Consider the following 20,886-nt stretch of genomic DNA (forward strand, 5'->3'; position numbering starts at 1 on the left):
GCGGCAACATCGTCCAGTACGACGACTGGGGCGGCGCCAACCAGCAGTGGCAACTCGTCCGCGTCGGTTAGTGACCGGCGTCCCGGCCGGCACCGTCCACCGGCCGGGACGCCCCGCCGCCCACGTCCGGCCCCGGGGTCGCGCCATGCCAGGGTCGTCCCGGTCAGTCCAGGATCGTCCGCAGGGCGTCGACCACCCGGTCCTGGTCGACGTCACTCAGGTCCGGGTGGATCGGCAGTGACAACTCCTCGGCGTAGTACGCCTCCGCCGTCGGGCACTGCCCCTGCCGGTAGCCGAGGTCGGCGAACACCGGATGCCGGTAGACCGGCAGGTAGTTGACCTGGACGCCGATGCCCGCCGCCCGCATCCGGTCGTAGACCTCACGTCGGCGACCAGCGAGTACGCGTACCGGGTAGAGGTGCCAGACCGGGTCGACCCAGGGCCGCCGTTCGGGCAGCCGCAGACCCGGCAGACCGGCGAGCAGTTCGTGATAGCGGGCCGCCAGCCGGGCCCGGTCGGCTTTGAACCGGGGCAGCCGGGTCAGCTGGTTGAGCCCGAGCCCGCAGAGTACGTCGGAGAGCCGGTAGTTGAGGCCGAAGCTGTGCACCTCCTGGTGCCAGCCGCCTTCGTCGCGGTACCGCAGCTGCTGCGGGTCGCGCACCATGCCGTGGTTGGCGAACCGGCGTACCCGGTCCAGCAGGTCCGGGTCGATGCCGGTCACCGCGCCGCCCTCGCCGGTGGTCAGATTCTTGGTCGGGAAGAACGAGAAGGCCGTCAGGTCGGCGAGCGCGCCGACCGGCACGCCCCGGTACGTCGACCCGATCGCGTGCGCCGCGTCGTCGAACAGCAGCGCCCCCGCGTCGGCCGCGACCTTGCGCAGCTGCCCGTACTCGGCGGGGTGGCCGGCGTAGTCGACGGCGGTGACCACCCGGGTTCGCGAGGTCACCGCAGCCTGTACGGCGGCCGGGTCCAGGTTGCCGGTCGCGTCCTCGACGTCGGCGAAGACCACCCGGGCGCCGTGCAGCGCGGCGGTCGCCGCGGTCGCGACGAAGGTCAACGGTGTGGTGACCACCTCGTCGCCGGGGCGCAGGCCGACGGCACCGTACGCGGTGTGCAGCGCGGCGGTGCCGGAACTGACGCTGACGCAGCCGACCCCGCCGAGGTAGCCGCCCAACTCGCTCTCGAACCGGCGTACGGTCGGCCCGGCGGTCAGCCACTCGGTGCGTACGGCGGCGGCGACCGCCTCGGCGTCGGACTCGTCCAGACAGGGACGCCCGTACGAAAGCATCGACATCACTCCATCACTGATCGGTGGGTCACACCCTGCTGAGTGGGGCAGGCCGCGGTCGGGCGTCGCCGGCTGGCTCGGGACGCGGGTCGGCGGAGTCCGTGTGGCGGGGTCCGCCCGGTCCCCGCCAGCGGTCCGCACCTGGTCGGCGGCGAGCAGAACGGGGGGCGGCCCGGCGGGTCAGCAGCAGCCAGGACGACGCCGAGATGCCGGCGTACACGGCGACGCAGGCGACCGCCGCGCCCACCGCACCCCACAGTTGGACGGCCAGCAGGAACAGCACCAGCGCCACCGCGCTCCAGGCCAGGCCGAACGCACCGACCGCGCCCATCCGGCCGGCACCGAGCAGTGCCCGGCTCGCCACCGCGTACGGCACGAACGCGACCTCGGCGACCAGCAGCACCACCAGCAGCGGTCCGGCGGCGGCGAACCCGGGACCGAGCAACGGGATGATCACCAGCCAGCCCAGCAGTCCGGTCACCGCGCCGACGGCGGTCACCGCTCCGGCGGTCGCCGCGACCGTGCGGACCGGGCGCAACGGTCCGGACGCGACGGCGGCCTCCCGGTTGACGAGCTGGCCGATGGCGTTCGGCACCATCCTCGGCACCTGGCCGAGGGTGGACGCCACCGAGTAGACGCCGACCGCCACCGCCCCGGTGAGTGCGCCGAGGACGTAGCGGTCCAGCCGCAGCGCCAGGGCCAGCCCGAGGGTGAGGCCGAGTGCCCGGCAGCCCCGGCCGAGCAGTCGGGACAGTTCGCGGCGGGTCGGGGCCTGGAAGCAGAGCAGCCCGGTGGCCCGCAGCGCGACGACCTGCGCGGTGGCCGCCGCGAGCATGCCGGCGCCCTGCCCGAGCAGCAACGACCAGACGTTCGGCGCGACGGCGACCGCGACGAGCAGGCCGAGCCCGCCGCCGAGGGTGGTCGCCATCGCCCAGAGACTGCCGGACCGGAACAGACCGGCCGCGTACCAGCCGTCGGGTAGCTGGGTGTGGGCGACGTACCCGCAGGTCAGCATCGACAGGGCGAGCAGGTAGCGGGGGTCGGCGAGCGCCGGGTCGATCAGCGGCGCGGACAGCGCCGACACCGCGACGGCGAGTACGGCGGCGCTGACCGTGGCCGCCACCGACCACCAGGTGTAGCTGGCGACCAGGTCGCGTCGCCGGGCACCGCCGCCCGCCGCCGGATACGCCGAACGCAGTTGCGGTCCGGTGCCGAGGCCGGCGAGCAGCGGGACGATGCCGGCGGTGGACACACCCAGCACCATCAGGCCGCGTCCGTGCGGGCCGAGCACGCTGGCGGCCAGCAGCGCCGCCGCCATGTTGCTGCTCATCTGGACGGCGCTGGAGCCGGCCAGCAGGGCCAGGGTGGATCGCCGGTCGCGGGTCACCGTGCCTCGGCCCGCCACAGCGACCGCCACTGTGCCGCGGCGTGCCGGGTCTGGAACGGGGAGGCCGCGAAGCTCGCCCGGATCCGGTCCCGGCCGGCCGGAGCCGTCCGGGCGCCGCGCAGCACCGCCTCGGCCCACCGGTGCGGGCCGGCGGCGAGGTCGACGAGGGTGAGGCCGTCGACGTACCGGGATGCCTCGCGCAGGCAGGGCAGGTCGGTGGCGACGACGGGCAGCCCGGCGGCGAGCGCTTCGAGCACCACGCCGGGCAGCCCTTCCCAGTGGGAGGGCAGGACGAACACGTCGGCGGCGGCGAGCACCGGGGCGATCTCGTCCACTTCCCCGCCGAGAATGACCGTCGGGTCGTCCGGCACGTCCGGATGGGCCGACACCACGTCGTCGACTCCGCACGGCCCGACGATGAGCAGCCGGGTGCCCGGCGGGGTCGTACCGACCGGCGAGGCGGTACCGACCTGCGGGGCCGTACCCGCCGACTTTTCGGTCCGGGCCTGGACCGCGCGGTGCACGTCGACCAGGAACGGCCGGTTCTTCTCCGGCGCGGCCCGGCCGATGTAGCCGATGACCATGGCGTCGGGCGGGATGCCCCACCGCTGGCGGGCCGATGCCCGGTCGCCGCCGACGACCCGGGTCGCGTCGACGCTGTTGTAGAGGATCCGGCAGCCGGGCATGCCGACGCGGCGGCCGGCGTACGCCATCGCCGCGTCGCTGACCGCGACGATGTCGGTGGCGACCACGTGCAGCAGGCGGCGCAGGACGGCGCGCAGCAGCCGGCGGGCGACGGTGTCGCGGCGGCCGTCCCCTTCGCTCCACATCCGGGCGATGCGCACCGGCACGCCCATCACGGCGGCCACCGCCAGCACCACCGCACTGAACAGGCTGATGTGCGACACGACGACGTCGGGCCGCCGCCAGCGCAGGCAGCGCCGCAGTCGCAGCGGGAAGGTGACGGCCGGGCGCTGCGGGACCTGGACGACCGCCGCCCCGGCAGCCCGGAACCGCGGTGCCAGGCTGCCTTCCCGTCCGCCCATGGTGATGAACGTCTGCCGTACTTCGGTGGTCGGCACGGCCCGGCACATGTCGAGCGAGAGCGTCTCCGCGCCGCCGCGGTCCAGCGTGCCGATGACGTGGACCACGTGCACGGGTCCGCCGGCCGGCGGGGACGAGCCACGCCGGGGTGCCTCGGCGGTGGAGGTGGCGGCTGGCTGGGTCACGCGTGACTCCTCTGGGTGGCTCGGCTGGGCCCACCGGTGCGGCCCCCGGTGTGTTCTCCGGTGCGCTCGGCGGTCGCCTCGGCGACGGCCTGGTAGTAGGCGGTCCGCCGGGCGGTGAGCACCTCGGCTGAGAAGTCCCGGGCCCGGGTGAGGTTGCGGGCCGACGCGGCGGCCATCAGCTCCGGGCGGTCCAGCAGCGCCGCGATGGCGCCGGCCCACCGGCCCGGGTCGTCCGGCGGGACCAGGAACCCGGGCGGCAGCAGTTCGGGGATGCCGCCGACAGGTGAACCGATCGCGGGCAGTGCCCGCGCCATCGCTTCGATCAGCGCGCGGGGCAGCCCTTCGGTGCGCGACGGCATGACGAACAGGTCGGCGGCGTCGAGTTGGCGCCGGACGGCGTCGCCGCCGGGCAGCGCGCCGGTGAAGACGACCCGGTCGGCGACCCCGTACCGGCGGGCGAGGTCGGCCAGCTCGGCGCGGTGCCGTCCGTCGCCGACGTGGACCAGCCGGACCGCCCGGCCGTCGGCGGTCAGGCTGGCGAGCGCGGCGATGAGGGTGTCGATGCCCTTGTACCGCTGTTCGAGCGAGCCGACGGAGATCAGGGTGGCCGGTTGCCGGGTCGGTGCGACGGTCCCGGTCCGTCCGATGGTGCGGGCGGTGTCGACGTACGCCGCCGGAGTAAGGTCGACATCGGACACCGCGACGCTCACCGCGCCCGCCGACGTCGGGTACCTGTCCTGCAGGAAACGGTCGGTGACGTAGGCGGCGCCGACGGCGTGGCGGCACTGCCGGCGCAGCCGGTCGACGTACAGCCGCCGCAGGACGGGCCGCAGCGGGTGGTCCACCACGCCGGGGGCGAACAGGTCGTACGGATCACCGACTACTTCCATCGCGTACGGCAGGCGACGGCGGTCCCGGGCGGCGGCCAGGATCGTGCCGATCGGCGACGGCGCCCGCAGGATCACCGCGTCCTGCGGGCCTGCGCAGTCGCGTACGGCCCGGCCGATCGCCGGCCGCTGGGCGAGGTAGCGGTACGGCCCGAGGTAGTACGGCACCGGCCAGACCTCGACGCCGGGGCCGTCGACCCGTTTCGCCTCGGCGGCCGGCTCGGCCGCGTCATGTACCCGGGCGACGACCCGGACCTCGTCGAACGCCGTCAGGTACCCGCTCCAGAACTGGTGGTCCTGCCCGGTCCGGGCCCAGATCGCGCCGTCCGGGGTACGGGCGAACCGCGCCTCGATGGTCACCACCACTCGCATCGTCCCTCCACAGGAACCCGTCGGAAACACCCTTGTTCAGAGCGGTATCTACACTTTCATCCGGTCTTGCAGCTCGGATCCGACCGACTCGGACCCGGGCGTCTCGGACCCGACCGACTCGGACCCGGGCACTGACGGGTCAGCTGGCGGCGGGCGGTGGTAGCCGTACCGGCGCAGCAGCGGCGCACACAGTCCGGTGAGAGTCCGGCGGGCGGCGACCGGCAGGCCGGTGCGCCAGGCGTCGTCGACCCGCAATGTCAGGCGGCCGGTGGTGAACCGCATCCGGTTGCCGGAGACGCTGTGCAGTTCGCCCAGCTCCACCTCGCCGCGGGACAGGTAGGACAGATCCACCCCGGTCTGCGGCAGGCCGGCGAGCCGGCTCAGCGTCCCGACCGCACCCAGCGGATCGGCGAGGAACTCCTCGTACCGCATCCGGTGCACCAGCCGCCCGGCGACCGCGCCGCCCCGCCGCCGGCCCAGCCAGCCCAACAGGTCGTACGCGGCGTTGTGCCCACTCCAGGTCAGCGCGCATCGGGCCGCCGGGAACCGCGGCACCGCGACGTCGGTGCCGGACTCCGGGTCGTGCACCCGTCGCCTCCAGGAGTGTGCCACTCCCCTCGAATCCCGCACCAGATGCAGGATCCGCAGGTCGGCCGGGCCGGCCCAGCGCAGGCAATACGCCAACGCGGTGTCCTTGGACGAGTCGACGACGACCCGGGCCCCGGTCACCGCCGCCGCTGCGGCGTAGATGCGCGCGTGGTAGTCGACGTACTCGATCACCCGGGCCCGACGCCGTTCGCCGAGCCACGGGGCGGCGAGCAGCCCGACGTGCCGGGTCCGGCCGACGACGGCGCGTAGCCGGGCGATCCGGTCGAGGTCGACGTTGTCCCAGCCACCGAAGGCGTACTCGCCGATCCTGCTCCACAGCGGGCAGTCGCGGAACGCCGCACCGCACCCGCAGAGCCGGTTGTCCCGTACCCCGTTGTCCCAGACCTGCGCGACCTCGCCCAGCCCGCACACCCCGGGCAGCTCGTTGAGCACCCGCTCGACCAGGGTGCTGCCGCTGCGGCCGATCCCGCCGATGTAGAACAGCCGCATCATTGCCCGCCCCGGGAGGCGTACACGTAGTACGGGATCCACGGCCGGGGGTCGGCCGGTCGGGTGGTGATCGTGTACCCGGCGTCGCGCAGCAGCGCCTTGACCGGGGCGAAGGTGCGCATCCACGCGTCGGCCGGGCCCTCGGCCTTGAAGTCGTGGCAGGACACCACGAGGTTGCCGACCATGTCGAGCACGTCGCGGGCCCCTTCCAGCACGCTCAGCTCGGCACCCTCGATGTTCATCTTGAGCAGGTCGACCCGGTCGACGCCGCAGGTCCGCAGGATCTCGTCCAGCCGGCGGCCGGTGACCTCGATCCCGCCGGTGTCTTCCTGGCTGATCCCGTTGCGGATGTGGCTGAGCGCGTCCTCGTCGATGCGCACCGGGCCGGCCTCGCCGACCACCGCGCACTCGAGCAGCGTCACGTTGGACAGCCGGTTGAGCTCGACGGTGCGGCGCAGGCAGCGGAAGGTACGCGGGTGTGCCTCGATGCTGAGCACCCGGCCCCGCTGGCCGACCACCCGGGAGAACAGTCGGACCTCGGTGCCGACACCGGCGCCGATGTCGACGACGGTGTCACCGGGACGCAGGTGGTAGCCGTACAGGAAGGTGTCCCGGACGGCCAGATCCTCCCGCTCGGCGGACAGCCCGCCCAGCTCGGTGTTGACCACCGTCCCGCCCCGGTACCGGTGGATCCAGGTGTCCTCCTCGTACCGCACGACGCAGCGCGAGCGGGACCGCAGCGACAGCGCGATACCGCCGAGCCCGGCGATGATGCGGGGGTCGACCCGGTCGTCGACCACATCGAGGATCCGGCGACGCAGACTCACCGCCATGACGGCACCCGCCCTTCGGTTCGGTCCGGCGCATCTGACGGCGTCGGATCTTCGGCGACGGTCGGTCGGCCGTGGTCGCGGTACCAGGCGAAGGTCCGCCCGACACCCTCTTCCAGGGCCACCGCCGGCTGGTAGCCGGTGAGCCGACGCAGCCGGCCCAGGTCCGGGCAGCGTCGGTGCACCGAGCCGGCCGGTGCCGGCTCAGGCCGCAGACTCGCGTGACTGCCGGCGGTACGCAGCACCAGCTTCGCCAGGTCGGCGATGTTGGTCTGCTCCGTGTCGTCGCCGATGTGCACGATCTGGCCGGCGGCGTCGGAGGTGGCCATCAGCCGGACCACCGCCTCGACGGCGTCGTCGACGTAGCAGAAGGCGCGGTACTGGTCGGCGCCCGGCACCCGGAACGGATCCTCGCCGCGCAGCGCCCGCAGCGACATCTCCGGTACCACGTGGTCGGTGCCCATCCGGGGCCCGTACACGTTGTGGAACCGGCCGACCACGGCGTGCGCGCCGACCGCGCGGGATCCGTGCAGCACGGCCGCCTCGCCCAGCAACTTGCTGGTGGCGTACGCGAAGCGGGGTGCCGTCACGTCGGCCACCATCGCCGGGACGTCCTCACCGGTCGGTACGGCCGCCACTCCGGCGTCGACCGCTCCGGCGTACACCTCGCTGGTGGAGCTGAAGAAGACCCGGTCGGCGGCGTCGATCCAGTCCATCAGGTGCAGCGCGACGAGCGCGTTGATCCGGACCACCCGGGCCGGGTCGGCCTCGACGTTGCGCACCCCGACCACAGCGGCCAGCAGGTAGACCTGGTCCCAGTGACGGGGCAACGAGGCCCAGGTCGCGGCCCGGGTGAGGTCACCGGCGACCACCTCGACCGCCGGGTCGGCGCAGACCCGGGCAAGTTCGGCGTCGTCGCGGCCCCGGGAGAAGTCGTCGACCACGGTGACCGTGTGACCGTCGGCGACCAGCCGGCGCACCAGGTGCAGACCGATGAACCCGGCACCGCCGAGTACCAGCGCGCGCATCACACCGGCTCCCGACTCGGCCGGTAGCCCAGACTCTCGTAGTGCACCCCGGCCGCCCGTACCGACTCCTCGTCGAGGATCCGCCACGAGTCATAGACGAACCGGACTCCGGTGCCGGGCAGCAGCGTCCCTACCGGCAGCCCCCGGTAGTCGGGGTGGTCGTTGAGCACCAGCACCGCGTCGGCCTCGCTGAACGCCTTGTCGAGGCTGACCGGCTCGCCGCCGTGCGCCCGGATCACCTCGTCGGCGACCAGCGGGTCGTGGCCGAGCACCCGGAGCCCGGCCCGGTCGAACGCCGGCAGCATCGTCACGATCGCCGCGCCGCGCATGTCGTCGGTGGGCGGCCAGCCCTTGTATGCCCAGCCGAGGACGGCGAGGGTGGCTCCGGCGGTCGCGCCGTGCAGTTGCCGCAGCCGCCCGACGATGGTCTCCGCCACCTGCACCGGCAGCTGCTCGTTGCGTTGCCGGGCCGCGGCGACGAGCAGCGGGGTGTGCGCCGGTGCGCTGGCGCCGAACAGGTACGGGTCCTTGGACAGGCAGCTCCCGCCGACGAAGCCGGGTCGGGCCAGGTCGGGTCGGGGGTAGTCGTGGTTGGCGGCCCGGACGACCTCCAACGGGTCCACCCCGTGCGCTCCGGCGAGCAGGGCGACTTCGTTGCCGTACGCGTAGATCAGGTCGGTGTGGCAGTTGTTGGCGAGCTTCACCAGCTCGGCGGTTTCCAGGCTGGAGACCGGGACGACCTGCCGGGCGAGGCGGCCGAACAGTGCCACCCCGGCGCGCCGGCTGTCGTCGTCGAGACCGCCGACCACCTGGGGCAGTTCGGTCAGCTCGCGCAGCGCCTGCCCTTGGATGGTCCGTTCCGGTGCCATCACCAGCCGGGCCCGGCCCCAGGCGGCGGTCAGCGCCGGCAGGACGACCCGCCGGCTGGTGCCGACCGGTACGGTGCTGCGGACCACGACCAGGGTCTGCGGTCCGCAGCGCCGGGCGATCTCGGTCGCGGCGGCCGCGACGTTGGTCAGGTCCGGCTGCCGGGTGCCGTCACGGACCGGGGTCGGGGTGCCGTCACGGACCGGGGTCGACACGCAGATGACGGCGGCGTCGAGGTCGGGCGGGAGCATCGCGTGGACGAACAGGTTACGGCCGAGGGTGTCCCGCAGCGCCTCGGCCAGGCCCGGCTCGTACAGGTGGACCCGGCCGGCCGACAGCTCGTCGCGGACGCGCGGCTCACTGTCGACGCCGTGCACCTCGAATCCGTTGCGGGCCAGGCCGGCCGCCAGGGTCAGCCCGACGTAGCCCATGCCCACGATGCCGATTCGATTTACCATCGTCGCTCCTTGTTCGAGATCGAGATCGAGATCTGTCCGGGCCGGACGCGCGCTCATGCGGGCTCCCGCAGCGCGGCCGGCAGCAGGATCGGTTTCAACGTCTCGAAGCTGCGGTTCGCCTCGTCGTAGTCCTCGGGTCGACCGATGTCGAGCCAGTAGCCGTCGAAGTCGTAGGCGGCCGGCGGGTTGCCCTGGTTGATCAGGTCGAGCATCAGCTGGTCGAAGCCGAACGGGATGCCGCTCGGGTACGCCGCGATCGTCTGCCGGGTGAGCCCGTACACGCCCATGCTGACCCGGTAGTCCAGGGTGGGTTTCTCCTTGAACTCGACGACCTTGTCGCCCTCGACGGCCAGGACACCGAAGTCGACCTGGACCTTGCGCCGGAAGGTCGCCACGGTCACCGGGGCGCCCGAGTCGGTGTGGGCGCGCAGCAGGTCGGCGTAGTTGAGGTTGGTGAGGATGTCGCCGTTCATCACCAGGAACCGCTCCGGCAGCCGGTCGCGCATCGTGAACAGTGGTCCGACGGTGGACAGCGGGGCCCGTTCCTGCGCGTAGTCGACGGACAGGCCGAACCGTGAGCCGTCGCCGACGAACGCCCGGATCAGCGAGCCGTGGTGGTTGATCGCGATGGTCACGGTCCGGAATCCGCAGGCGGCCAGCTGGTGCAGGACCACGTCGAGGATCGCGTAGTGCTCGCCGATCGGCACCAGTGGCTTGGGCAGCGCGGTGGTGTACGGCCGCAGCCGTACCCCTTTGCCGCCCGCCATGATCACGACATGCATGTCGTCCACCTGATGCACCTCCTCGGCAATTTGCACTAATTTGAGGCTAGCAGCACGTTAGGCGACGATTGTCGGTATTGACGATGACCGACGGCCGTCCGTGGCCTGCGCGCGATCGCGCAGAGCACCACGAGCGCCAGCGGCAGCGCCTCGCCGACGTAGAACGCCAGGATGTTGTCCAGATCTGCGGTGACCAGGATGATCGTGATCGCACACAGCGGCAGGCAGAGCAGTTTCGCGGCGAGGGCGTCGGGCTGGCGCGCCCGCGCGTAGTACCGGGTGGCGAACCGGAGAAACAGCCCGAGGAACACGAACGACAGCAGGCCGCCGACCGGTCCGAAATTGAGGATCGCCTCGCCGGTAAGGCCGAAGACCCGTTGCGACCGCAGGCCGGAGTCGTACACGCCCGGCCCGTACAGCACGTCGGTGCCGACCGCCGACTTGGTCTGGAACCGCTCGGCACCAAGGCTGCCCGGCACCAGCAGCAGCGGCGCGGCGACGTAGGTGCTCCCGTAGCTCCAGTCGGCGGCACCGACGCGCTGCCGGTTCAGCAGCAGCGCCTGGATGTCGGCCCGACCCAGATCGGCCAGCAGCACCGTCGGCAGGTCACGGCCGGTCTGCGCGGAGACCTCCTCGACGGTACGGGTGCCCTTGGCGATGTCGACGACCTCCACCCCGGCGCCCTTGTAGAGCCCGTACGCGTACACGAACATGACCACGCCGACCGCCGAGGCGACGAACGCCTTCCTGCTGATCGGCCGCACCAGCAGATGCACCAGGACCAGCCCGAGCACCAGCGGCCACAGCACCGCCGACCGGCTGCCCCGCAGGCCACCCACCAGGAACTGGACCGCGACCAGACCGATCAGCAGCAGCACCATCAGGTCGACCCGGCGGCGCAGCAGCTGCCGCCAGCGCACCAGGACCAGGCAGAACAGCAGCAGCGGGAAGGACTCACTGATCAGCAGCAGCCAGCCCAGTCCGGCGAACGCCTCGCGGTCCTCGGTCATCGCCGTGAGGAAGCCGCCCGGCCCGCCGAGCAGCGCCACCTCGACCCCGAACGCCAGGACACCGATGACGACGGCCACCAGCGCGACCGACTGGTAGCGCGCCGGGTCGAGCCGGGGTGGCGCGGCCGACCGCGGACCACGGCCGGGCAGCGACAGGACCAGCCGGTAGATGGCCAATCCGACCATGTTCAGCAGCGCCATCGTGCCCAGCGCCGGTCGCCACCCGGCCGCCGACGGGTGCAGCAGCGGCGGCCAGTAGTCCACCAGGACGTGCAGCACCGGCGCGAGGTAGTAGAAGTGGACGCCGAACAGGCCGAGGATCGCCTGCGGGTCGAACACGTCGCGCCGGCGCAGCAACCATTCGAAGGCGTCGACTCCGATCAGTACGCCGCAGACCGTGACCGGGATCAGGAACCAGTGCCGCAGCCGTGGGTCCACGCAGGCCAGCACCGCGCTGGCGGCCGGGATCAGGGAGGCGGCCAGCAGCCAGCTCGTCGCCGGCGTACGCGCGTCGTCACCCGGGCCAGCGCCAGTCACGGTGTCCACTAGGCGCCCAGCAGCCCGATCCGCTCGTCCAGCGCTCGCCACAGCAACCGCGAGTAGGTGGCCGAGATGTGGTTGCCGTCGCGCAACGTGACCACGTTGCCGACCAGCGCCGGGCAGACCGTCGACGTGCAGAACCACGGCGTCGGGTCGACCACCAGGGCACCCCGGTCCCGTGCGGCGTCGGCGATCAGCTGCCGGCGGCGTGGCTCCAGCACCACGTCGGACACCGGGCCGTGACAGGTCCGCGCGTCGGCCAGGTGCAGCGCCAGGCAGTCGACCACGGTCGCCGGCAGCCACGGCACGTCACCGATCAGCACCACCTCGCTGCCGGTGGACCTGATCGTGTCGACGGTCCGGGCCCAGCCGTCGGTCCAGACCTGGTCGCGGTCGGTATACCCGCCGACCGGGTCGCCGAAGGTGTAGTTGGTCGACGAGGTGATCACCATCGCGGGTCGCAGCTCGCCGATGAGTCGCAGGGCCTGCTCGCGCCACTGGACGCACTCGTCGTACGGCCGGTTGACCGAGTCCAGGTGGAACCGCACCGACGCGGCGCTGCAGAACCCCTTGACCATGACGACCAGTCGCCAGCCGCGCTCGTCGGCCAGCCGGCGCACCGCCGGGAACCAGCTGCCCGCGTGCGAGTCGCCGAACAGCACCACCGTCTGCCGCGCGTCCGGGTCGCCGTACCCGCAGGGATGGTCGGTGCCGGTGTCGGTGATCCGCAGCACGACGCAGCCGTCGTGGAACACGGCCGGGATGTCGGTGGTCACCTCGGGCAGCGGCGGGGTCAGGTTGGCCGGCACCGGACCGGCCTCGGCGCTGGCGGCGACCAACCGGGCGAGGTCGCGCTCGACGTCGGTCGAGGCGGCCAGCGTGGCCGCGGTGTCGACCGGGCGGCCCGGCCCCACCAGCGTCGGTTTCGTCGCCAGCGCCGGCACCGCCACCGCGACGACGACGGCGGACGCCACGGCCGCCAGGCCGATCGTGCGCCACGGCCGGAGCGTCCGCCGGCGCCGCCGCAACGGGGTTTCGACGAGCAGGTACGTGCCGGCGGCGGCGACCAACGCACCGCCGACCAGGCCAAGGTTCTCCCAGATCGTGCCGTGCCCGCCGAGCAGGGCCGCACCGATCACCAGGAACGGCCAGTGCCACAGGTACCACGAGTACGACAGCCGTCCGATCCACTGCAGCGGACCAAGCGCGAGCAGCCCGCCGGCCCCACCGCTGTGCGGCGCGCAGCCGGCGGCGATCGCCAGCGCCGCACCGGCCACCGGCAGCAGCGCCGGATAGCCCGGGAACGGGGTGGTGCTGTCGAACAGCAGGGCCGCTGCCAGCACCGCGGCCAACCCGGTCCAGGTCATCGCGGCGGCGAGCCGGGCCGGCAGCCGCGACACGGCGCCGGCCCCGAGCGCGATCAGCACACCGGCCAGCAGCTGCCAGGCCCGCGCCGGGGAGCCGAAGTACGCGTACCCGGGCGACGTGGCGGTCTGCCAGACGCAGAGCACGAAGGAGATCGCGGCGATGCCGGCCACGACGACCAGCACCGGCCGCAGGTCACCCGGACGCCAGCGCAGCAGGCGGGGCCAGCCGAGCAGCGCGAGCAGCAGCAGCGGCCAGCACAGGTAGAACTGCTCCTCGACCGCCAACGACCAGTAGTGCTCCAGCGGCGACTCCCGGCGCATCGTGTCCAGGTAGTCCACGCTGTTGCGGGCCAGCAGGAAGTTCACGCAGTACACGGCGCTCGCGATCGCCTGGGTGGCGATCCACTGCAGTTGCAGCGGCAGCCACCACCAGGCGGCGACCAGGGTGGTGATCAGCACCAGGACGGCGGCGGGCAGCAGCCGTCTGGCGCGCCGGGCGTAGAAGCCGAGGATGGAGATGGTGCCGTCGGTGGCGTACTCGCGCAGCAGCACCGAGGTGACCACGAAGCCGGAGATGACGTAGAAGACGTCGACGCCGACGTAGCCGCCACCGAACAGTGGGACGCCCGCGTGGTAGAGCACGACGAGCAGTACGGCGATCCCGCGCAGCCCTTCGATGTCGCGACGAAACGTGCCGTGCTCCCGGCGACCGGTGGCGACCGGACGGGCCGCAGCGGTGGTCGCCGTGCCGGACGTCCCGGACGCGCGCCCCGGCGCGGCCGTCGTGGCCAGCTCGGAACTGGTCATCCGCTGCGCACCCACTCTCCGACCCCTGACAGGTACGGACAGTTCTATCAGTGCTTTTTACGGCAAGAGCGATGTTTACCGGATTAGCCCACTAAACCGGAGAAATCACCCCAGAAGCGGGAGGGGAGGGCGATCCGGCTGCTGCCGGACGGTGGTCATCGGCACCGCGTCGAGCCGCGCCCAGTCGTGACTGATCTCGGCGGCGGTGCTCAGCAGACGCGGCAGATGCTCACCGGTCAGCTTCTCCATCGACGTCTCGGCGGCGTGCACGGTCACGTTCAACGCGGCGACGACCCGGCCGTCACCGTCGCGTACCCCGGTCGCCACGGACCGGATGCCGGCGGCCAGGTCCTGGTCGGCGGCGGCCCAGCCGCGGGCCCGGACCTCGCGCAGCACCCGGTCGAGCTCGGCCCGGTCGGGCCGCCAGCGCGGGGTGATGCCGGACCGCCCGGGGTGCGCCAGCACGGCGGTCAGCTCGTCCGGTTCGAGCGCGGCGAGCAGCACCTTGCCCATCGAGGTGGCGACCGCCGGGAACCGGGTGCCGATGGTCACCGCGAGGGTGACGATCTTCGGTACGGCGACCCGGGTGACGTAGACGATGTCGCTGCCGTCGAGCTGCGCCATCGACGTCGACTCGCCGGTCTGCCCGACCAGGCGCTGCATGTGCGGGCGCGCCACGTCCCAGATGCTCAACGCGTTGACGTAGGTCATGCCGAGTTCGAGCACCCGTGGGGTGAGCGTGAACCCCCGGTCCGGGCTGCTGCGCACGTACCCTAGCTCGTCGAGGGTGAGCAGGATCCGCCGTACGGTCGGACGGGCCAGGCCGGTGGCCGCCGCGATCTCACTCAGCGTCATGGCGGGCCGGCCCGGCGGGAAGCAGCGCAGCACGTCGAGGCCGCGGGCCAACGCCTCGATGAAGTCTGCTCCGGCCTCGCGCGCCACGGCGGCCCCTTCTCGGTGATGATCGGTGGTCCGCCCCGGCGGGCGGTCGACCCGCCGGGGCCCGTCAGACGGTCAATGCTTCCATTGGGCGCTGCCGGCGTCCCACTGGGTGTAGGTGTACGGGTTGTCCAGCACCTTGGTCTCTGGGATGTCCGGGTTCATCCCCTTGGTCCAGGCGTCGTCACCCATCTCGGCGGTGAGGTGTTCGATGGTGCGCGCCACGGCTGCGCGCGCGGCGGCCAGGTCGACGTCGACCAGCCGGTGCTCGTGCTTGACCAGCCGGCCGTCGATCACCACGCTGTGCACGTCGCCGCGCTGGGCCTGGAACGCGACGTGGCCGTACGGGTGCAGGATCGGGAACATCACCGGCGAGGCGTCATTCTTGATCAGCACCACGTCGGCCTTGCGGCCGGGGGTGAGCGCGCCGACCAGGCTGTCCATGCCGAGCGCCCGCGCCCCGCCCCGGGTGGCCCAGTCGACGACCTGCTCGGCCCGCAGGTGACAGTGGGTGACGGTCTCCTGCCGGCCGTGCGCCTCGAGGTGTTCGCGGGAGCGGTCGGCGCTGAGCGTGGCGCGCATCGCGGAGAACAGGTCGCCGCTCCACCAGACGCTGGTGTCCATCGACAGCGACACCGGGATGTCGTGCTGGCGCAGCTGCCAGGTGGGCGGGTAGCCCTGGCCGGCGCTCTGCTCGCTCTCGGTGGAGACCGAGACCGAGCCGCCGGTGGCGGCGATCCGGTTGTACGAGTCGCGGTTGAGGGTGGCGGCATGCACGTAGACGGTCGCTTCGGTCATGAAGCCGTTCTCGTGCATCAGCCGGATGCCGTCGTCGTTGGTGGCGCCCCACACCCCGGCGTGGGTGGTGACCGGAACCCCGAGTTCGCGGGCCACCTCGAAGGCTGCCTTCTCCGGGAAGGTCGGGTCGCCGGTGACGTCGAAGGCCATCTGGAAGCCGAGCATGTCGCCCTTGCCGTGGATGCGGCGGGTGACGAAGTCGCGGAAACCGGGGCTGGTCGCCCACTCCCAGGGGCCCTGCTGCAGGTTGCCGTAGGCGAGGACGAACCGGCCGGGGACGGCTTCCAGGGCGTCCACGGCGGCGTCGGCGTGCTGCGGGGTCTGCAGCCCGTGCGACCAGTCGACGGTGGTGGTGACCCCGGCGTCGACGGCCTCGATCGCGGCGAGCAGATTGCCGGCGTACACGTCCTCGGGTCGGAACAGTTTGCCGGATTCCAGGTAGTACCAGACGAAGTACTGGGTCAGCGTCCAGTCGGCGCCGTACCCGCGCATCGCGGTCTGCCACATGTGCCGGTGGGTGTCGATCATGCCGGGCATGACGATGCCGCCGGCCGCGTCGATCTCCAGCGTTCCGTCGGGTACGGCGAGCGCCTCGCCGACCTCGGCGATCCGGTCACCGACGATCAGCACGTCGGCGCGGGGCAGCACCGTGTGGCTGTCGTCCATGGTCAGCACCAGGCCGTTGCGGAAGACCACCGGCCGGCCGGCCGCCGCGCTCCGCTGCGCGTCTGTGCTCATCAGCGCCTCTCCCATCCGCTCCACAGGCTTTCGGACCACTGTCCGCTAGACGGTCAATCATGATTTCTGCCAGTGTGTTCCGGGTCACGGGCGACGTCAAGAGAAGATTTCTAACTTGTTTCACCCTAGCCTTGAGCACCTTGAACAGGATGTTTGCTGGGATCATGCCGGTGCGGGTTGACACACCCGGGTTCGCGACCGAGACTCGATTTCTCGGACGATCGTCCGCTGTACGGGCAGCGCTGTACGGGCAACAGGGAGGCGACCAGGAGATGGCCGAGCACCACACGCCGACGGGCGACGCGCGACCAGCCGGCGGCACCGGGCCGCTGCACGGGCTACTGGTCGCCGACTTCTCCCGGATCCTCGCCGGCCCGTACGCCACCATGCTGCTCGCCGACCTCGGGGCCGAAGTGATCAAGGTCGAGGGGCCGGGTGGCGACGACACCCGCACCTGGATGCCGCCGACCCGCGACGGCGTCTCCACGTACTACCTGGGCATCAACCGCAACAAGCGGTCCATCGCGCTGGATCTGAAGGATCCCGACGACCTCGACGTCGCCCGCCGGCTCGCCGACCGGGCCGACGTCATGATCGAGAACTTCAGGCCCGGCGGGCTGCGCCGCTTCGGCCTCGACTACGGCAGCGTCGCCGAACGCAACGCCAAGATCATCTATGCGTCGATCAGCGGATTCGGCACCGGCGCCGGTGCCGCCTACCCCGGCTACGACCTGATGGTGCAGGCCGTCTCCGGGCTGATGAGCCTCACCGGTGACCCCGACGGGTCGCCGTACCGGGCCGGGATCAGCGTCTTCGACGTCATGTCCGGGCTGCACGCCAGCATCGGCATCCTCGCCGCCCTGCACCACCGCGACGCCACCGGCGCCGGCCAGCACGTCGAGGTCAACCTGCTGTCATCGGCGCTGTCCGGGCTGGTCAACCACAGCAGCGGGTACGTCGCCGGCGGCGTGGTGCCGTTCCGGATGGGCAACGCCCACCCGAGCCTGTTCCCGTACGAGCCGCTGCCGGTCGCCGACGGCGAACTCATCGTCATCGCCGGCAACGACGGGCAGTTCCGCAAACTGTGCGAGGTGCTCGGCGTACCGGAGCTGGTCGACGACCCCCGCTTCGGCCGCAACCAGGACCGCACCGCCAACCGGGAGGCGCTGCGCCCGCTGCTCGTCGAGCAGCTGCGCAAACGCACCCGCGACGAATGGTTCGAGGAGTTGCTCGCCGCCGGGGTGCCGTGCGCACCGATCAACACCATCGACGGCGGGGTGGCGCTCGCCCAGCGCCTCGGCCTCGACCCGGTGGTCACCGTCGGCGACGGAGACACCGCCGTACCCGGCATCCGGCACCCGATCACCCTGTCGCAGACCCCGGCGCGCTACGCCGCGCCACCGCCCGCACTCGACGAACACGGTGAGGAGATCCGCGCGTGGCTGACGAGCAGCTGAGCTTCCCGACCTCGATCGGCACCTCCGACCGGACCACGATCCGGCTACTCGGCCAGGACCTGGCCGGCGACCTGATGGGCAAGGTCGGCTTCGGTGAGCTGGCGTACTGGCTGGTCGCCGGCCGCCGACCCACCCCCGGGCAGGTCCGGGTCCTCGAAGCGGTGCTGGTGGCGCTGGCCGACCACGGCTTCACCCCGACGGCGATCGCCGCCCGGCTGACGTACCTCAGCGCCCCCGAGTCGCTGCAGGGCGCCATCGCCGCCGGGCTGCTCGGCGGCGGCTCCCGCTTCCTCGGCGTCACCGAGGACTGCGGCCGGTTCCTCGCCGACACCTTCGCCGGCCTCGACACCCGCCCCGACGACGACGCCGGCTGGGACGAAGTCGCCCTGGCGGCGGTCCGCGACGCCCGCGCCGCCAAGCGGCTGCTGCCCGGCCTCGGCCACCCGGTACACAAAGACGTTGACCCGCGTACCCCGGTGTTGATCCGCATCGCGGACGACGAAGGTCTGCGCGGACCGCACCTGCGGCTGTTCGAGGCGATCGGCCGGGTCCACCCGCAGGTCCTCGGCCGCACCCTGCCGCTCAACGGCGCCGGGGTGTGCGGTGCCGCGCTGGCCGACCTGGACCTGCCGGTCGACCTGCTGCGCGGCTTCGCCCTGCTGGCCCGCACCGCCGGGCTGCTCGGCCACCTCGCCGAGGAACGCCGCAACCCGCTCGGCATGGACATCTACCGCACCGTCGACCGCAACGCCCGCTACGTCCCCCCTGCTACCTCCTGATCCCCACTCTTGGAAGGAGCGGCCATGGCCAGCATCGTCGCGGTCATCGCCTCCACCCACCACCCGTTTTACTACCGGGCCACCACCGCCACCGGCGAGGACCGGCCACCCTTCGCCGACGAGTGGCAGCGCAAGATCCTCGCGTTCCGGGAGACCCTCACCAGGGCCAACCCGGACGTGCTGGTGATGGTCGGCTCCGACCACTTCCACCAGCTGTGGCTGGACAACATGCCACAGTTCCTGGTCGGCAAGGCACCGTTCTACGACGCCAACTGGTACAACGAGGAACGCGAGTTCGGCCTGCCCCGGATGCTACTCAAAGGCCAGGAGGACCTGTCGGGCCATCTGCTGCGGGCCGGCCTGGACGCCGGGTTCGACCTGGCGTTCAGCAACGAGCTGCGGATCGACCACAGCATCACCTGCCCGATCATCACCCTGCGGCCCGAGGCCGACCTGCCGATCGTGCCGATCTACACCAACATCTTCGCCCCGCCGCTGCCGCAGCCGAAACGCTTCGTGCAGCTCGGCGAGGCGATCCGGGACATCGTCGCCTCGTGGCCGAACCACCTGCGGGTGGCGATCATCGGCACCGGGCACCTGTCGCTGGAGCTGGGCGGGCCGCGCCAGTTCGGCCCGCACGGCCCGGACCCGGAGTTCGACCAGCGGGCGGTGGAGTGGATCGCCAACGGTGACCTGGACGGCTGCCTCGCCGAGGTCACCCTGGACAGCCTGCACTCCCCCGGCAACGCCACCCACGGCTTCATGGACTTCATGCTGATGATGGGCGTCGCCGGGGCCGGCGCGAAGGCGCACCACGTCGACACCCTCGACCTGTTCCACACCATGGAGGCCTACTTCACCTGGTACCCGAACGGAGCGCCGGCATGAGCAAGTACCTTGTGGACAAGTTTCTCTACACCGTCGACCGGGACCCGGAGCTGGTGGAGCGCTACCGGTCCGAACCACGGGAATTCGTCACCTGGTGGGAGGCGGAACGGGCGAACTCCGTACTGAACTGCCACACCGGCGAGGCCAGCACCTGGCTACGGTTCACCGACGACGAACGCGACGCCCTCGCCGCCCACGACCACGTGCGGCTGTTCGAGCTGGGCGCGCACCCGTTCCTGACGTTGACCCTGTTCATCGCCATGTTCGAACGCGACCACGACGAGCCGTTGGCCTACCAGAAGCAGTACGGGCTGCGGCTGGCCCACTTCGCGCTGCCGTACCCGGACATCGCCACCTGATGGCCACGACGGACCTGATGTCGGCGGCCGTGCTCACCGGGTACGGCGAACCACCGGTGGTGCAGCGCCGGCCCCGGCCGAGGCCCGCCGCCGGGCAAGTACTGGTCCGGGTGAGCGCCGCACCGATCACCCCGCTGGACCTGCTCTGCGCCTCCGGCAGCTCCTACCTGGGCGCGCCGGCCCTGCCGTACGTGCCCGGGGTGCAGGGCGTCGGCGCCCTTCCCGACGGCTCCGGGGTGTGGTTCCCGACCCGCGCCGGGATGGCAGCGGGCGACGGCGGCCTCGCCGGGTACGCCGCCGTGGCCGTCGCCGACCTGGTGCCGTTGCCCGACGGGGTGGACCACCGGCTGATCGCGGCGCTCGGCTACTCGGCGGTCGCCGCCTGGTCGGCGCTGACCCTGCGGGGTGGGCTGCGCCCCGGGGAGGACGTGCTGATCCTCGGGGCCAGCGGCACCGTCGGGCAGGCCGGGGTGCAGATCGCCCGGCTGGCCGGTGCCCGCCGGGTGACCGCCGCCGCCCGGTCGACCGCCGCCGCCGAGCGGCTACGCGCGCTGGGTGCCGACGCGGTGGTGCCACTACGCGCCGACGACGACGTACCCGGGCTCGCCGACCGGCTGCGCGATGCCGCTGGCGGCCCGGTCGACCTGGTCCTCGACCCGCTGTTCGGGGTGCCGGCGGCGGCCGCGCTGCGGGTGCTGCGCCCGGGTGGCCGGCTGGTCAACCTGGGCGGCTCGGCCGGGGCGACCGCCCCGATCGACTCGGCCACGCTGCGCGGCGGCTCGCTGCGCGTGCTCGGTTACACCAACAACGAGCTGACCGGGCAGCAGCGGGCGGCGGCGGTCGCCGCGATCGCCGGGCACGCCCACGCCGGCCGGTTGACCGTCGACCACCAGGTGCGGCCGCTGGACGAGGTGGCCGCCGCCTGGCGGGCCCAGGCCGACGGCTCGGCCGGCACCCGGATCGTCGTCACCCCTTAGG

Annotated in this window: 18 protein-coding genes; 5 read left to right on the forward strand and 13 right to left on the reverse strand. The window is 72.4% G+C overall.

From position 1 onward, the window contains the following. Nucleotides 1-163: 163 nt before the first annotated feature. The 13 genes from ACFHWT_RS25490 to ACFHWT_RS25550 all read right to left on the reverse strand — a co-directional run bounded on the left by ACFHWT_RS25490 (nucleotide 164) and on the right by ACFHWT_RS25550 (nucleotide 16,425). Nucleotides 164-1,288 (reverse strand): DegT/DnrJ/EryC1/StrS family aminotransferase, encoded by a 1,125-nt coding sequence (locus tag ACFHWT_RS25490; RefSeq protein ID WP_416597235.1) that lies wholly within the window; start codon nucleotides 1,286-1,288, stop codon nucleotides 164-166. Nucleotides 1,289-1,316: 28 nt separating this feature from the next. Beyond that, nucleotides 1,317-2,675 (reverse strand): lipopolysaccharide biosynthesis protein, encoded by a 1,359-nt coding sequence (locus ACFHWT_RS25495; protein WP_416597236.1) that lies wholly within the window; start codon nucleotides 2,673-2,675, stop codon nucleotides 1,317-1,319. Further along, on the reverse strand, nucleotides 2,672-3,904 hold the full coding sequence (locus ACFHWT_RS25500) for a glycosyltransferase family 4 protein (protein ID WP_416597237.1): 1,233 nt from the start codon (nucleotides 3,902-3,904) through the stop codon (nucleotides 2,672-2,674). The genes ACFHWT_RS25495 and ACFHWT_RS25500 overlap by 4 nt, the downstream gene beginning before the upstream one ends. After that, nucleotides 3,901-5,163 (reverse strand): glycosyltransferase, encoded by a 1,263-nt coding sequence (locus ACFHWT_RS25505; protein WP_416597238.1) that lies wholly within the window; start codon nucleotides 5,161-5,163, stop codon nucleotides 3,901-3,903. Before ACFHWT_RS25505 ends, ACFHWT_RS25500 begins: the two co-directional genes overlap by 4 nt. A gap of 48 nt (nucleotides 5,164-5,211) precedes the next feature. Further along, the gene (locus ACFHWT_RS25510; RefSeq protein WP_416597239.1) at nucleotides 5,212-6,261 is read right to left on the reverse strand and encodes a sulfotransferase; all 1,050 of its coding nucleotides are present in this window, start codon (nucleotides 6,259-6,261) and stop codon (nucleotides 5,212-5,214) included. After that, nucleotides 6,261-7,088 (reverse strand): FkbM family methyltransferase, encoded by an 828-nt coding sequence (locus ACFHWT_RS25515; protein WP_416597240.1) that lies wholly within the window; start codon nucleotides 7,086-7,088, stop codon nucleotides 6,261-6,263. The genes ACFHWT_RS25510 and ACFHWT_RS25515 overlap by 1 nt, the downstream gene beginning before the upstream one ends. Continuing rightward, nucleotides 7,085-8,119 (reverse strand): NAD-dependent epimerase/dehydratase family protein, encoded by a 1,035-nt coding sequence (locus ACFHWT_RS25520; RefSeq protein WP_416597241.1) that lies wholly within the window; start codon nucleotides 8,117-8,119, stop codon nucleotides 7,085-7,087. The genes ACFHWT_RS25515 and ACFHWT_RS25520 overlap by 4 nt, the downstream gene beginning before the upstream one ends. Then, the gene (locus ACFHWT_RS25525; RefSeq protein ID WP_416597242.1) at nucleotides 8,119-9,444 is read right to left on the reverse strand and encodes a nucleotide sugar dehydrogenase; all 1,326 of its coding nucleotides are present in this window, start codon (nucleotides 9,442-9,444) and stop codon (nucleotides 8,119-8,121) included. Before ACFHWT_RS25525 ends, ACFHWT_RS25520 begins: the two co-directional genes overlap by 1 nt. Before the next feature lie 53 nt (nucleotides 9,445-9,497). After that, on the reverse strand, nucleotides 9,498-10,226 hold the full coding sequence (locus tag ACFHWT_RS25530; protein ID WP_416597272.1) for a sugar phosphate nucleotidyltransferase: 729 nt from the start codon (nucleotides 10,224-10,226) through the stop codon (nucleotides 9,498-9,500). A gap of 35 nt (nucleotides 10,227-10,261) precedes the next feature. After that, entirely contained in the window at nucleotides 10,262-11,773 is a 1,512-nt protein-coding gene (locus tag ACFHWT_RS25535) for a hypothetical protein (RefSeq protein ID WP_416597243.1), read from the reverse strand. Nucleotides 11,774-11,781: 8 nt separating this feature from the next. Continuing rightward, nucleotides 11,782-13,950, reverse strand: coding sequence for an acyltransferase family protein (locus ACFHWT_RS25540; protein WP_416597244.1), 2,169 nt, complete (start codon nucleotides 13,948-13,950; stop codon nucleotides 11,782-11,784). 105 nt (nucleotides 13,951-14,055) lie between these two features. After that, entirely contained in the window at nucleotides 14,056-14,892 is an 837-nt protein-coding gene (locus tag ACFHWT_RS25545) for an IclR family transcriptional regulator domain-containing protein (RefSeq protein ID WP_416597245.1), read from the reverse strand. A 72-nt stretch (nucleotides 14,893-14,964) separates the two neighbouring features. Then, nucleotides 14,965-16,425, reverse strand: coding sequence for an amidohydrolase family protein (locus tag ACFHWT_RS25550; RefSeq protein WP_416597246.1), 1,461 nt, complete (start codon nucleotides 16,423-16,425; stop codon nucleotides 14,965-14,967). A 272-nt stretch (nucleotides 16,426-16,697) separates the two neighbouring features. Between ACFHWT_RS25550 and ACFHWT_RS25555 the strand changes: the two genes are divergently transcribed. The 5 genes from ACFHWT_RS25555 to ACFHWT_RS25575 are packed head-to-tail and all read left to right on the forward strand — an operon-like array spanning nucleotide 16,698 to nucleotide 20,885. Continuing rightward, complete coding sequence (locus ACFHWT_RS25555; RefSeq protein WP_416597247.1) at nucleotides 16,698-17,882, forward strand: CaiB/BaiF CoA transferase family protein; 1,185 nt, start codon at nucleotides 16,698-16,700, stop codon at nucleotides 17,880-17,882. After that, complete coding sequence (locus ACFHWT_RS25560; RefSeq protein ID WP_416597248.1) at nucleotides 17,864-18,661, forward strand: citryl-CoA lyase; 798 nt, start codon at nucleotides 17,864-17,866, stop codon at nucleotides 18,659-18,661. Before ACFHWT_RS25555 ends, ACFHWT_RS25560 begins: the two co-directional genes overlap by 19 nt. 24 nt (nucleotides 18,662-18,685) lie before the next feature. Next, nucleotides 18,686-19,549 carry an extradiol ring-cleavage dioxygenase gene (locus ACFHWT_RS25565; RefSeq protein WP_416597249.1) on the forward strand — a complete coding sequence of 288 codons (864 nt, stop codon included), beginning with the start codon at nucleotides 18,686-18,688 and terminating at the stop codon, nucleotides 19,547-19,549. After that, nucleotides 19,546-19,908: a hypothetical protein gene (locus ACFHWT_RS25570; RefSeq protein ID WP_282228712.1), complete on the forward strand. Its 363-nt coding sequence runs from the start codon at nucleotides 19,546-19,548 to the stop codon at nucleotides 19,906-19,908. The genes ACFHWT_RS25565 and ACFHWT_RS25570 overlap by 4 nt, the downstream gene beginning before the upstream one ends. Next, nucleotides 19,908-20,885 (forward strand): quinone oxidoreductase family protein, encoded by a 978-nt coding sequence (locus ACFHWT_RS25575; protein WP_416597250.1) that lies wholly within the window; start codon nucleotides 19,908-19,910, stop codon nucleotides 20,883-20,885. Before ACFHWT_RS25570 ends, ACFHWT_RS25575 begins: the two co-directional genes overlap by 1 nt. Nucleotide 20,886: the final 1 nt, after the last annotated feature.

Source organism: Micromonospora sp. LOL_021, assembly GCF_048060215.1.
In the GTDB taxonomy this organism is placed as follows: domain Bacteria; phylum Actinomycetota; class Actinomycetes; order Mycobacteriales; family Micromonosporaceae; genus Micromonospora_E.